The 13,989-nt window shown below is 38.6% G+C and carries 12 protein-coding genes and 1 tRNA gene; 10 read left to right on the top strand and 3 right to left on the bottom strand.

All coding sequences use genetic code 11. The annotated features are described in order from the left end of the window. Position 1: 1 nt before the first annotated feature. From TDE_RS07845 to polA, 3 genes are read right to left on the bottom strand one after another with little or no spacing between them, the layout of a single operon-like run. On the bottom strand, positions 2–832 hold the full coding sequence (locus TDE_RS07845) for an SPOR domain-containing protein (protein ID WP_002679323.1): 831 nt from the start codon (positions 830–832) through the stop codon (positions 2–4). Positions 833–841: 9 nt separating this feature from the next. Further along, entirely contained in the window at positions 842–1,513 is a 672-nt protein-coding gene (coaE, locus tag TDE_RS07840) for a dephospho-CoA kinase (protein ID WP_002679322.1), read from the bottom strand. Continuing rightward, positions 1,513–4,323, bottom strand: coding sequence for a DNA polymerase I (gene polA / locus TDE_RS07835; protein ID WP_002679321.1), 2,811 nt, complete (start codon positions 4,321–4,323; stop codon positions 1,513–1,515). Before polA ends, coaE begins: the two co-directional genes overlap by 1 nt. Before the next feature lie 166 nt (positions 4,324–4,489). On the opposite strand from polA, the gene TDE_RS07830 reads away from it, so the two are divergent. From TDE_RS07830 to TDE_RS07785, 10 genes are all read left to right on the top strand, one after another. Continuing rightward, complete coding sequence (locus TDE_RS07830; RefSeq protein ID WP_002679320.1) at positions 4,490–6,928, top strand: hypothetical protein; 2,439 nt, start codon at positions 4,490–4,492, stop codon at positions 6,926–6,928. A 197-nt stretch (positions 6,929–7,125) separates the two neighbouring features. Next, positions 7,126–7,413 carry a BrnT family toxin gene (locus tag TDE_RS07825; RefSeq protein WP_002679319.1) on the top strand — a complete coding sequence of 96 codons (288 nt, stop codon included), beginning with the start codon at positions 7,126–7,128 and terminating at the stop codon, positions 7,411–7,413. Then, positions 7,382–7,660 carry a BrnA antitoxin family protein gene (locus TDE_RS07820; protein WP_002679318.1) on the top strand — a complete coding sequence of 93 codons (279 nt, stop codon included), beginning with the start codon at positions 7,382–7,384 and terminating at the stop codon, positions 7,658–7,660. Before TDE_RS07825 ends, TDE_RS07820 begins: the two co-directional genes overlap by 32 nt. A 93-nt stretch (positions 7,661–7,753) precedes the next feature. Continuing rightward, positions 7,754–8,017: a citrate lyase acyl carrier protein gene (citD, locus tag TDE_RS07815; protein ID WP_002669237.1), complete on the top strand. Its 264-nt coding sequence runs from the start codon at positions 7,754–7,756 to the stop codon at positions 8,015–8,017. Then, complete coding sequence (locus TDE_RS07810) at positions 8,007–8,876, top strand: HpcH/HpaI aldolase/citrate lyase family protein (RefSeq protein ID WP_002679317.1); 870 nt, start codon at positions 8,007–8,009, stop codon at positions 8,874–8,876. Before citD ends, TDE_RS07810 begins: the two co-directional genes overlap by 11 nt. Positions 8,877–8,888: 12 nt before the next feature. After that, the gene (citF, locus tag TDE_RS07805) at positions 8,889–10,385 is read left to right on the top strand and encodes a citrate lyase subunit alpha (RefSeq protein WP_002679316.1); all 1,497 of its coding nucleotides are present in this window, start codon (positions 8,889–8,891) and stop codon (positions 10,383–10,385) included. 65 nt (positions 10,386–10,450) lie between these two features. Next, positions 10,451–10,523 (top strand) — tRNA-Thr (locus TDE_RS07800). 239 nt (positions 10,524–10,762) lie between these two features. Beyond that, a complete protein-coding gene (locus tag TDE_RS07795) occupies positions 10,763–11,803 on the top strand; it encodes a hypothetical protein (protein WP_002671050.1) in 1,041 nt (346 codons plus the stop codon). Between the two features lie 127 nt (positions 11,804–11,930). Then, complete coding sequence (gene lpdA, locus TDE_RS07790) at positions 11,931–13,292, top strand: dihydrolipoyl dehydrogenase (RefSeq protein ID WP_002679315.1); 1,362 nt, start codon at positions 11,931–11,933, stop codon at positions 13,290–13,292. Between the two features lie 269 nt (positions 13,293–13,561). Beyond that, a complete protein-coding gene (locus TDE_RS07785; RefSeq protein ID WP_002669225.1) occupies positions 13,562–13,966 on the top strand; it encodes a PH domain-containing protein in 405 nt (134 codons plus the stop codon). The last annotated feature ends 23 nt before the right edge of the window (positions 13,967–13,989 follow it).

Raw genomic sequence — 13,989 nt, 5'->3', positions numbered from 1 at the left:
ATCAGCTTTTTTTTCGGTCTTGGGTTACATAACTTCCTTCAAAACCCTTAATTTCTTTTATTTTTTTAAGCCAATATTCGGCCTCGGTTTTGTTTTTAAACGGTCCGACTCTGACTCGGTGTGTAAGCCCTGTTGCCGTCTCTTTGGTAAAGATTTCCGCCTTCATGTGTTTTGAGGTGAGGGTATCTCTTGCTGCTTCTGCATTTAAGCGGCTTGTCAAAGAAGCTGTTTGAACCCAGTACAGTGTGGAAACCGTTTTTTGAGCAGGGCTTGTTTTGACAGCAGGCTTTTCCGTTTTTTGAGGAGTCTTCTTTTCGGTTTTAGGTTTTTGAACCGTATTTGAGGTTACGCCTTTTACCGAAGCTACGCCTGTATTTTGATTAGCTTCTTTTGCAGGAGTAGTTTGTGTTTCGGTATCGGAATTTTTTTTATTGCCTTCTTGGTTTGTGTTTAAATTTGCAGCAAGATTTTCCGGTAAACTTGCAGTTTTTTCGTCCTTTTGAGTATTAGTTAAATCGCTTACGTTGATAGAGGTTTCTGTTGTTCCTGTTTGGCCTTCACCGTTTACAACGGTTATATTGTTGGCAATATTTACAAGTGTCGTAGAATCCGGCTCAAGCGGAGGAATTGATTCGGGATTTCGAGTCCATTGAAGAGGATCAACGCTTGTATCCGTTTTATCTGCTTCTATTCTGCCTAAATCGGATATTTGTGCTGCAGTCATAGTGCTTTTATTACGGAATGGGGCATACAGGTATAAACCGACACCGAAGATAATCAGAGCAAACAACGAAATAAAAAGTACTATCCATAAAATTTTTTTCTGTTCCATAAATCGACCTCAAAAACCTCTTTTTTTAACTTCCTGCAATAGTTTTCTTTTTAAACTTGCAGAAGACCAAAAGTTCTTTACTACTATTGTATCGGCATTTAAAAAAAAGTATTGAGAAAAGAATTTCTTTTGTTTTGAAAATCTTAACCAAATATTTTTTAAAGGCAGCCTGTCTCTTTTTTTTGCCCTTATAAGCCTTAAAATAAAAGGTGCATCTATGTACAATATAAAGAGGCATTTTTTTATAAAGCTCGTCTTGTGAAGGGTAGGGGCATTTAAAAGAATGGGGCGCTCAGGTTTTTCGGTAAATGCCCTTTTAATTTCCTCCCATATTTTTTCTTCGATTATGGGGAGAATAAAGGCTTCATGTTTTTTTAAAAGTTCTTCATCCGAAAAGACCAAGAGGGCAAATGCTTTTTTGTCGATGCCATTTTCATTTTTTAAATTTATGCCTCGTTTTTCAGCCTCGGCTTGAAAGAGATTTAAAATTTCTTTTTCATGTTCTGTAAAAACTTTTCTTGAAACGGCATCGGCATCAATACAATAAAACCCGTAGTCTTGTAAAATAGTACTTGCCGTGTTTTTACCCGAACAAGAAGGCCCTGAAAGCCCTATTAAAATCGGTTCTGAGGGCGCATCGAGGCTTTGCCGGCTTTGTCTGCCGTTTAGAACACTATCCATTAGTGGAACTCTCCCCAGCTCATTCCCGATTCAATACTTACCCTTAAGGGTACCGAAAGTTTGATTACGCCTTCCATTTTTTCTTTTACGAGGGACATGACTTTTTCTCTTTCAGATTCGGCTGCCTCTATTATAAGCTCATCATGAACCTGCAAAAGTATGGAAGCATCAAGTTTTTGTTTTTTTAAGGCTTTATCGACTTCAAGCATTGCAAGTTTTACTATATCGGCGGCCGTGCCCTGAATCGGGGTGTTTACCGCAATGCGTTCGGCCCCCGCCTTTTCTACCTTGTTTTTACTGTTTATAGCCGGAAGATAACGCCTTCTTCCCATTAAGGTTTCTACATAGCCTCTTTGTTCGGCTTCTTGACAAACATTTGCCATAAAGCCGGATACGCCCGAGTATGTGGCAAAATAAGCCTTTATAAACTCATCAGCTCTTTTTCGAGGAATTCTTAAAGAAGAAGCAAGGCGGAAGGCGCTCATGCCGTACATTACGCCGAAGTTTATGGTCTTTGCTATGCGTCTCATATCCTGACTTACATCTTTTATGTCTACGGCAAAGATTAGGCTTGCAGTCTTGGCGTGAACGTCTATTCCCGTATTAAAGGCTTCTACTAGGTTTTGATCTTTTGAAAGATGAGCAAGGATTACAAGCTCAATCTGCGAATAATCTGCAGAAATAAGAACCCGCCCCTTTTCCGCCTGAAAGGCTTCCCTTATCTTCCGCCCCTCGTTTCCGCGTATGGGGATATTTTGTAAATTGGGGTCTCGGCTTGAAAGACGGCCTGTGGCTGTTCCCGTTTGAATAAAACTTGTATGGATTCTTCCGTTTTTGTCCGTCATCTTGGGAAGGGTATCGGTGTATGTGGATTTTAACTTTGCAAGAGCCCTGTAATCCAAGATTTTTGCAGGTACGGGATCTTCCGAAGCAAGGTTTTCAAGGACCGAAGTATCCGTAGAATACCCCGTCTTAGTTTTTTTGCCGGGGGTAAGTTTTCTTTCTTCAAATAAAACTTCTTGAAGCTGTTTAGGGGAGGCTATATTAAACTCATGGCCCACGAGGCGGTAAATATCCTTTTCGCAATCTTCAAGTTCTTTTCCCAATTCTTTTGAGTAGGCCGTAAGTTCTTCTCCCTTTAAAAAGATACCCTTTATTTCCATCTCGGTTAAAAGTTTTGTGATGGGCATTTCAAGGTCAAAGAAAAGTTTTTCCAAATTATTCTTTTTTAAGAGGGGTAAGAATTTTTTATAAAAGCGGAATGTTATGTCGGCATCTTCTGCAGCATAGGGACAGGCTTCTTTTAATGGAATATCCGAAAAGTTTTGTCCCTGCTTTACAAGGTCTTTAAACCTTATGGTTTTTACGCCTAAAATACTTTCTGCAAGTTTATCCATTCCGTAAGAAGAGCGGGCAGGGTCTAAAAGCCATGCGGCTATCATCGTGTCAAAAAGATTTGCCGAAATGCCGCTCGCAAGTTTTGATGAAAGGGCTGCCTGAATATCGAATTTGCCGTTATGCATTATGAGGGTCATCTTTGAGTCAAAGAGCTTTGTTACGGCCTTTTTAGCATCCTTAAAGGCTATGAGTTTTGGAGCTTCCTCTCCAAGTTCGGGACAGGGTGCCTTTAAGGGGAAATAATAGGCCTCTCCTTCTTTTAGGGCAAGGGAGAAGCCGCAGACTTCTGCATTTAGGGGATCTTCACTTGTGGTTTCACAGTCGTATGATGCAAGGCCCTGTTTTAAGGCTTCGTCTACTATTTTAAAAAGTTCTTCCGCTTCGTCTACAAGTTTGTAATCACCTTTATTTTGAGGAAGGGAGATTTCTTCTCCTGTTCCTAATTCTTGCGGGAGCATTTCGGGAGAAGTTTGTTCCGAATTTTCAAAAAGACCGGTCTCTTGTTTTAAGTTTTCTTTTGAAGATGGAGCATTTTTTTCGGCAATTATTTTTTCGGAATATAGTTTTGCAATATTGGGAAGCTCTTCGCTTATAAAAAGACGGGCAGCCGCCTCATAGTCCATTTGCGAAGTAGAGTAGGCGTTTAAGTCTTTTTCGACAGGAACATCGAAGCGGAGCCTTATAAGCTCTTTAGAAAAATAAGCCGATTCCTTTCCTTCTTCTATTTTTGTTTTTAAAGCCCCCTTTAAGTTTCCTGTATTTGCGTAGATGCCGTCGAGGCTTTTATACTCTTCAAGGAGTTTTACGGCTGTTTTCGGGCCGACCCCCTTTATGCCGGGAACATTGTCGGCACTGTCGCCTATGAGGGAAAGAAGATCTAACATTCCGTCGGGATAAACGCCCCATTCTTCTTTTACATTTTCGGCATCGAAGCCCTCCCAAGCCTTAATCTTCCCCGGTTTAAGCATTGTCGTGGTTTTTGAAACAAGCTGCATTAAATCCTTGTCGCCCGAAATAACCACACATTCCCTGCCTTCCTTTTCTGCAAGGGCGGCTATGGAAGCTATTACATCATCGGCCTCAAAGCCGTTACAGCGGACTGTAGGCAATTTAAATGTTTTTAAAATTTCTTCTATTTTGTCGATTTGCGCATGGAGGTCATCGGGCGTTTTATCCCTTGTAGCCTTGTATTCTTTGTACATCTCATGCCTAAAAGTAGGTGTAAGGGAATCGAGGGCAGTAACAAAGAGCTTAGGATTATATTCGGTAAATATGGAATGAAGGCTTTTAAAAAAGCCGAAGATAGCCGAAACATTTTCGCCCTTAGAGTTTGTAAGAGGTCTTGAAATAAAGGCAAAATAAGAGCGGTAAATAAGCCCGTAGGCATCCAAAACATAGATTGTATCTTTCATAAAATGACCTCCGTTCGGGAAAGGATTATACTATGTAAGAGGCTTTAAATGCAAGCATTAAATGCGGCATTAAATGCGGCTATATTGTTATTTTTATATTTTTGTGTTATTATGGGATCGGTGTATTTAAAATTATAGATAAAAAATATCAATGTTAGAGGTTTTTATGAAAAGGATATTATTTTTTGCTTTATCACTTGTTTTAATACTTTCTTCTTGTTCTTTATTTTTTCAAGAAGAATACGGAACCATTACAATCGATTTGGAAGGCGGTAAAGCCCGCTCAATAAATTCTTCGACGGGACTTCCAGATCTTGCAGACTCGGAACTTGAAATAGATATTGTAACGGATGGGAACAGCTCCATTTATAAAAAAATTCTTGCCTCCGAACCTAAGTTTTTTCAAGCCGATTTTCCTGTAGGATCAAGGTTAGAAATAACCGTAAAATTAAACGGCCCGTCTTCTTCTTGGTCGGCTCACAATAGCCACACCGTAAAAGAAGGTAATAACGATATACAGCTTCTTTTAAACAAAAACGCCTCTTCATTGGCAAACGTGGGCTTTTCGACGAAGGCTGCGGCAAATACATATGAATTTAATATAGCCGGAAAAACAATTGATATTAGCTCAAATCCACTGCCTGTTTTTACCAGAGACAGCCGAGGCCGCCTATACATTGCCTATAAAGAAAGCTCCGGTTGGAGGCTGAGCCGCTATGAAAGCGACGGAACACAGAATAATTTTGCCGGTTCCCTCCCATCTACGATTACCGGTGCTCCAAGTGTAAAACTAGCTTCCGATCCCATAACCGGAAAGGTGTATGCTGCTGCAAATTCAAATCTTTATCTTATAAAAGACGACGGTTCTGTAATTGCCGGAACTTCCACGATCCCTGCCGGCCCCATTGCAGTTTATAATAATAACCTATTTGCATTAGAGAGTCCTGCTAGTACCGATTTAAAAATGTTCACTATTACGGAAGAAGGAAGCGGGCTTACACTCACTGAGGCCGGCAGCACCGTATCCGTATCAACAGGACAAATAACCATATCGGGATCAGTAACACCAGGAACACCAATTAATGTAGATTTTAAGGATATCCTTGTAAAAAAAGATAAAATATATATCCTCTTTGCAAAAAATAGTCTGCCTTCGGGAACTCCTCCGGCTCATTATTACTCCTTAGGCGGTATGATTGAATATACATACAATTCTTCCGGAATAACAAATCATCCTCAAAAATACGGGTTTAATGATACGGTAACGGCTGAGGACGGCATAGTTACTGCCGGTGAAGCTAACTTTTACGGCCCTGCTTGTTTTATCGGCTATGATGAGCAAAGCATCTCGATTGCCGATGACGGCTGTACGTTTAAAAAGGTAGACGGCAGTGTAAGAATCGACAAAAACGTAAACCGAGTATTCTCGTTTAATACCTCAACCAAGAGCCTTTATTCTTACGCAACCGAAAATAAATGGTTTAAGGAATACGAAGAAAGCGCCACGCCTCCTCCCGGTACGGGCAAGGTCTTATTGTGGCAGAAGAATACTAATTCGAATTTAGGTATGGTGTATTATCAGGTTGATGAGGGCGGGTATACCGGTTTGCCTACGACGGCTTTTATTGCAGGTTCTAATATCAGTGTTAATATTGAGAATCCGACAGATGTTTTTTGCTATGACCAAGAAGGGAACCTCTATGTAGTTTGGAACAATACAAGTAATCTTTATTGTGTAAGAAGGTATGAAAAAAATTATGACGGCAGTTATAATACAGAGAACGTTAAAGAACAAGCTTTAAAAGGAAGCGGCTCAACTTATCTTAATTCTTCAAACCCGCCCATAGCTATTGCTGTTGATGTTTCAGATAGTACAAACGGGTATTTGTATTATGGTTATAAAGATGGAACAAATACTCCTATGAGAATTAGTAGATGGAATAAGGCAAATTTTAACACAGTTATGGAAAATAAGAATGTTCAAATCGGTAATAAATTTAAAATAACTGCTATGGCGGCTAACAAGGAGGGAGCGTTTGTTGCTGTAAAACAAGATTATACGGATTCACCACTCAGATATAAAATCAACATATTAAAATATAAAAATAACGGCACAAATCATGGTGATTGGTATTTTCATAACTCTGCACAGTCTTATTCTTCAGGAGATAACTATAAAGATGAAAATATTTTTGCAATGAAGGTAGTAAATGGTATCTTATTTTTTTTAATTGCAAGACAAAAAGGCCAAATGAATAATTTAAGTACCAACACAGTAAAAATAGAAGCTGAACTGTGGAAGACCCAATCTCCTCTTAACGGAAATTTTGATAATCAAAGATATCAAGATTTATGGAAGTCTCAAGATGAAGATCATCAACACGGTTACGCCCCATACAGGTTCATAGGTACGGTTCCCAATAAACTAATAATTGCCTCCGACGGCTATTATGGGGATAAGAGCATCACCGGTAATGAAGCTCAAAATAAAAACAAGGTCTTGAGTTTTGATATCGGGAGTTGGACTCTTACATCTACAGATACCAATGCAAAATTTTCACGGGAGTTAAAGTATGAGCCCTCAAATGTTTTTGAGTGGGAGTAAATAAAATTAAACCGCAAAGGTAAATTCAGCTAAGACTGCATAAAAAATTGCGGTCTTAGCCTTCCTTGTAGTTAAATTCGATTCTTGACCTTTAAAATAAGGAAATTATAGTGTTTCGTTTTTTTCTTAGAAAAGCTTCATAATTCTTGACTATGTGTACAATAGTATATATACTATAAATTATAAGGGAGTTAGGGATGATTTTTGAATGGGATGAGATCAAAAATGAAACTAACATAAAAAAGCATGACGGTATTTCATTCAAAATAGCTGCTCGTGTATTTCTTGACAGTAAGCGTATAGAAAAATATGATGAGCAGCATTCAACCCTTGAAGAACAGCGTTGGAATGCAATTGGTCTTGTTGAAGATGTGCTTTTTGTTGTGTTTACTGAAAGAAAAAATGATATAATTAGGATTATATCTGCACGAAAAGCAAATCAGGAGGAAATAAATGAATACTATAGTAACTATGACATTAGATGATTTAAAGAAAACTCCGCTCACCGAAGAAGAAAAACAAACTATCCGAAAGGCAAAGTCTATACCTACTGATGACTGCCCCAAACAATCTAAAGAGGAGCTTGCTAAATTCAGGCCATGGTATGAAGTACATCAAAAAAGTGAAACTAGTATTAAAATAGATGCTGATGTATTGGAATGGTTTAAAGCTCAAGGTAAAGGCTATAAAACAAAAATCAATGCTGTTTTACGCTCTTACGCGTTCGGCTGATTTTTTATATTAAAACCGTCTTCCTTCCCCAAGATTGACTTATTCTTTTTATATTGATATAATACTTATCATATCAAAATTTAAGGGGTATCTATGCAAATAAAACGAGAAGCGGTTTGCGGAACACTCCAATCAAATGATTGCCTTGTCCGTATTGTTCCTTCCGAAAAACTTGAACTTGACTTAAAAAGCTCTGTTTTAAACGAATTCGGTGCACAGATTAAAAAAACGGTGCAGGAAGTATTGGATGAGTTTGAAGTAAAAAATGCCAAACTCTTTATCGAAGACAAGGGCGCCTTAGATTGTACAATCAAGGCCCGTGTAGAAACAGCATTGAGGCGCGCAAATGAAAAATAGAAGAAGTATGCTTTTTATGCCCGGTAATAATCCGGGAATGTTGGTATCGGCCGATATTTTGGGAGCGGATTCCATCATTTACGATTTGGAAGATGCCGTTTCCCTTGATGAAAAAGACTCGGCCCGTACTCTGGTGCGGAATGCTCTTTCCTTTTTAAAGTTTACCCATTCCGAAATAACTGTAAGAATAAACCCCATCGACTCCCCTTATTGGGAAAAGGACTTGGAGGCAATTATCCCCGTTCTTCCCGATGGAATCGTAATTCCTAAGGCTTCGGTCGATGCCGTTCACTCGGTTGAGCAAAAAATAAACGAGATAAAAAAGGCTCACAATATCACTAAGAATTTCAGCTTTCTTATGCTGGTAGAATCAGCCCGCGGAATTATGGATGTAAATTCGATAGCCAAGGCCTCATCGCTGATTCAAGGCCTTCTTTTAGGCGGCGAAGATTATTCGGTCGATATGGGGATTCAGCGTACCCGTCTTTCAAAAGAACTGGAATACGCCCGCTTTAGTTTGACGACAGCCGCCCATGCCTATGGTTTGGACTCCCTTGATACCCCCTTTACGGATGTAGAAGACTTTGAGGGCCTAAGGCTCGATACGGCCTTTAGTAAGAGCATAGGATTTTCGGGCCGCTTGGTTATCAATCCGCGTCAGGTCGAAGAGATTCATAAAATATTTTCTCCTTCAAGTGCCGAAATTGAAAGAGCCGAGGCTATTTTACAGGCTGCGGAAGAAGCCAAACAAAAGGGCTTAGGCGTATTCAGCTTTAAGGGAAAGATGGTCGACTTACCGGTTATCAAGAGGGCTCAAGCTCTTTATGATTCTGCCAAAAACTGGGGCTTGATAAAATAGGGAGGAAGAGATATGAATAACATACTTGGAAGAGAAGGCTTGGACAATCCTTTTAAGGGAGCCTTTGTAAATAAAAAAAATGCAAAATATGAGCTTACAAAAAATGTAAAACCCGCCTTCGGGAAAAACGTATCCCAAGCCCTTGATGAGTTCAAACTCCATGACGGAATGGTTATAAGTTTTCATCATCACCTTAGAAACGGCGACTATGTTCTTGATATGGTAATGAGGGAAATTAAAAAAAGAGGAATCAAAGATTTGACCGTAATGGCTTCTTCGATTTTCCCCTGCCATGAGATTTTGGTTGAACTTATGGAAGACGGAACTGTTACCCAACTTATGACATCCTATATGTCAGGGCCTGTTGCAAAGGCTGTAAGTTACGGTAAGTGTAAAAAGCCCGTAATTATGACTACCCACGGCGGACGCCCCAGAATGATTTTAGAAAAAGAGGTTACGATAGACGCTGCCTTTTTAGCCTCGCCCTGTGTAGACGATCAAGGAAATATTTCAGGCTCCGAAGGAAGGTCATTTTGCGGTTCCTTAGGTTATGCCGTAGCCGATGCTCAAATGGCAAAAAAAACTATAGCCATTACCGATACAAGGGTTTCAAAAGTTAAAAGAGCAGACATTGAAGGCCGTTTTGTAGACATGGTGGTAGAGGTAGATAAAATAGGAGACCCTGCAGGTATTGTAAGCGGAACAACTCAGATTACAAAAGATCCGATCGGCTTAAAGATAGCCCGCGACTGCCGCACTCTTATTGAACACTCAGGCCTTTTTAAGAACGGCTTTAGTATGCAGACCGGAGCAGGCGGTATTTCCCTTGCTGTTGCAGACGAAATGCACCGAGCAATGAAAGAAAAAAACATAAAGGGAAGTTTCGGCTGCGGCGGAATTACAGGCTATTTTGTAAAGATGCTTGAAGAAGGCCTTTTTGAAGATCTTTATGATGTTCAGTGCTTTGACCTTTCGGCCGTAGACTCTATCGAAAAAAATGCAAACCATCACAAGATTTCAGCCGACCTTTATGCAAACCCTAACAATCCCGACCATGTTGCAGGAAAGCTTGATGTCGTTATCCTCGGTGCGAGCGAAATAGATTTGGACTATAACGTAAATGTAACCACCGGTTCCGATGGGATTATATTGGGCGGTTCGGGAGGACATGCCGATACGGCAGCCGGAGCAAAACTTTCGATAATCGTTTCAAAGCTATTTAATGCCCGCATTTCTTGTCTCGTCGATAAGGTCCGCACTGTAACCACTCCGGGAGAAACAATCGATGTTTTTGTTACTGACAGAGGTATTGCAATTAATCCGCGCCATGCAGATTTAATTAAAAAGCTGAAGGCGGAAACAAATCTTGAAATTAAAACCATCGAAGAATTAAAAGAAATTGCAGAATCCTTTACGGGAAAACCCCAAGTTAAGCCCCGTTCCGGCGAAGTGGTGGGAATAAGCACCTACCGTGACGGCACCGTTTTGGATGTCATAAATAAGGTTTAAGCAAAATTCTTCCTATTGACTTTTTTGTTGATTTTTGATAAAGTTTCTTTATCAAAAATCAACTTGCCAACTTAGCTCACCCGGCAGAGCAGCACCCTCGTAACGTGCAGGTACTCGGTTCAAGTCCGAGAGTTGGCTTTTTTTTATTTCTAAATAGTTTTTTCCTTTCACTAACAATCAGCTAAATCATCGAAAATTTTAAATAAACCGCAAGGGGAGCGGAGAGCACAAAGGGTGAGATTAGATTTACACTGTTAATTTAATATACTTGCTCATATACTTTTATAACGGTATATTATACTTATGAGCTTTATTCATTAATGGAATGTAAAATTGATAGGCTTGAAAAAGTTAGCTCAAAATAAGGAGGGATAAATATGAGTGCTTATTTTACCATATATCCGGGCAATAACAGAAATATTTTATTTGGTGATTTATTGGAAGAGTTTAAAAAAAATATAAAAGATTTTTTCCTAAAAAATGATATACATATCGACTTTAATGTGTATGCGGGTATTTATAATACCAAAAGGAAACAGGAAGACAGAATTAATAATAACATGCCTTTTAGAGCTCCTGAGGCAAATGAAGTAATATGGATTGCTTACGAATTTATGGTTTGCAATCAAAAAATTACAGATTTTACCCATGTTGATTTTTATCCATTCGATGATGATATATGTATAACATCCGACTATCTGTTTGACGGTAAACAGGCTATGATTCCCGATATTAAAGAACGTATGCCGTATATTATAAATACCGGCGGTTATTGGATCTTTAGCGGGCGTGCTTGGCCTGCTTACGGTTTTGCGGCTGCTTCTTTTGCAAAGTTGACGGACGGCATTATTTTTTCGGATACGGGTGCATGGGATTATTCAAAATTTCCATGCTTTGCGAAGGATTTTTTAAAATTTTACTATAACATTAATGATCTTTCAAATTCAGACTACGATATTACCGAGACAAAATGGTACATCAAAAAAATCAAAACCTACGACTATGCTATTAATGGAAGAATAAAAACATATCCGAATGTAAAATATAATTTCGACAACTTGTATATAGCAAGACTGTTTTTAGATTTTCACTATGATATAAAACCCTGTCTATATGATTCACACTCATATACTAAATATATGGAGATTAATGGAGATAAAACATTATTATATTTTTTAAATGGAGATACACCGATAAAAATAGACATTATAATCGACAACGTAAATAAAAGTAAAAACACTCGGGTACTCTGTTTTGTTGACAATAGGTCTCTTCTTTTTTATGAAAAACATAATGAAAAATATGCAGAACGTATAAAACTTAAATTATACTCACTATCCAAGGGGGCAAAAAAATATAAACGAAATTTACAAACAGTTTATTTCGTTTCAGGAGATGAAATCTTGGTTTTTAATTAAAATTAAACCTAAAAATCCGTAGTAACAAACTTTTTTCTCCCCTTGCTTTTATTAAGATCATCGTGTATACTTTGGAAAACAAACATTATAATGCTTAAAATTTTAAGCTGTTTTTTAGGAGATTAGTATGTATGATTTAATTGTTTTGGGCGGTGGCCCGGGCGGCTATGTTGCGGCCATAAAAGCTGGAAGGGCAGGGCTAAAAACCGCTCTTATCGAAAAAAACAGGCTTGGAGGAACTTGTTTGAACAAGGGCTGTATTCCGACAAAATATCTTCTTCACACAGCCGAGGTCTTTGGAAGTTTTGCCGAAAACGATCTCGGTCTTTCAGGTGAAAACTTAAAATACGATATTAAGGCCATCTACGAGAAAAAAAATGCTGTTGTGGATAAACTTGTAGGCGGTATCGAAAAACTCATTGAAAACGCCGGCGTTGATTTTTATAACGGGGAAGGCAAAATCACTTCAAAATCTTCCGTAAGTGTAAATGGAAAAGAGCTTGAATTTAAAAACCTCATCATCGCAACAGGTTCTTCTGTTTTTGCTCCTCCGATAGCCGGAATAGAAACTGCTATGACATCTGACGATATTTTAGGAAAAGAGCCTGTCGATTTTAAGAGCGTCATCATCATAGGCGGCGGTGTTATAGGCATTGAGTTTGCCACAGTCTATGCAAATTTAGGTAAGGAAGTAACCATCGTCGAACTCGAAAAAACAATTCTTCCTCCCTTTGATAGGGATATTGCAATGCAGCAGGCCATTGTTTTAAAAAAGAGGGGAGTAAAAATAATAAACGGAGCCATGGTAACCAAAATCGAAAAAACGGGCTGTACCTTTACCCTTAAAGAAAAAGAAGAAAGCATTACAGCCGATGCCGTAATCGTCTGTATCGGACGCATTGCCGAAATAAAGGATATCGGTCTTGATTCTGCCGGAATCGAATACGATAAACGGGGCATAATTACCGATGCCTGCATGAAAACTAATGTCGAAGGTATTTATGCCATTGGAGACGCAGTAAAGGGAAATGTAATGCTTGCCCACAATGCCGAAAATCAAGGTCATCTGGTTGTCGAAAATATTGTAAACAATACTAAACACGAAAAACAAGATGTTATTCCTTCCTGTGTATATTCCACACCGGAGATTGCAGGAGTCGGTCTTTCCGAAAAAGAGGCTGAAGCCAAAGGAATTACCGTAAAAATCGGAAAAGTTCCAATGGGTTCAAACGGAAAATCGGTGCTTTCAGGCTTGGATGTAGGCTTTATTAAGGTTCTGTTTAATGAAGAAGACAGGATTGTAGGCTGTCAGATGATGTGCGATTCGGCTACCGATATGATAGGTGCCATAGGAACTCTTGTAACAAACAAGGCTAAGAGGGAAAATATCTTAAAATCCATGTATCCTCATCCTACGGTAGTAGAAGCCTTTTATGAGGCTGTAGAAGATGTCGAAAAGTCGGCTACCCACATGATCTATAAAAAATAATTATAAGAAAGCCTTTCAAAACTTCAGTTTTGTAAAGGCTTTCCATGATAGCTTTGCGATGTTTTTCATAAGTCATTGATAAGTAAAGACTTATGAAAAACTCGTCAGGTAATTATAAAAATCAAACAAGATTTTTATAATTACCGACGGCAAGGCTTATTTTAGCTTTGCCGTTTTTGATTTTATAATTAAAGCAATATTTTTTTATCTATTTGCTATTGCTTTTCTTTTATATCTGGTGTACAATATGGTTAACTGGGAGGCGTGTTTTGAAAGAACAAAAAAGCAGTTTTAAAATGTTTTTTACAATAGGATTGCTGCTCTTAATTTTTCTCGGAATATTTGTTGTTATAAAAACTGCAGATGCGTCTGTAGAAGGCGAATTATTAAAAGTTAAAGGAATTTATGGTGTCAGCATACCGATTTCCGAAATCAGAGAGGTCAAAAAACTCGAAACTCTGCCTTCTTTAGGTGTAAGGCGGGTAAACGGCATAGGTCTGGGGCCGATTAAGATAGGCTATTTTAGGTATAATGAACTAGGCTCTGTAAAACTATGTATATTAAAAAATGAAGCTCCCTATATATTGGTTATAACCGATGAGCAAAAAATTCTTATAGGCCTAGGCAAGGGAAAAAATGAAGAGCTTTATAATAAGCTAAAAGACAATTTGTAATTAATAATTTGTAATCAAAACAT

This window comes from Treponema denticola ATCC 35405 (genome assembly GCF_000008185.1).
GTDB lineage: Bacteria > Spirochaetota > Spirochaetia > Treponematales > Treponemataceae > Treponema_B > Treponema_B denticola.
The sequence above is the reverse complement of the archived record's forward strand: the minus strand, read 5'-3'. Positions and strand labels throughout refer to the sequence as shown.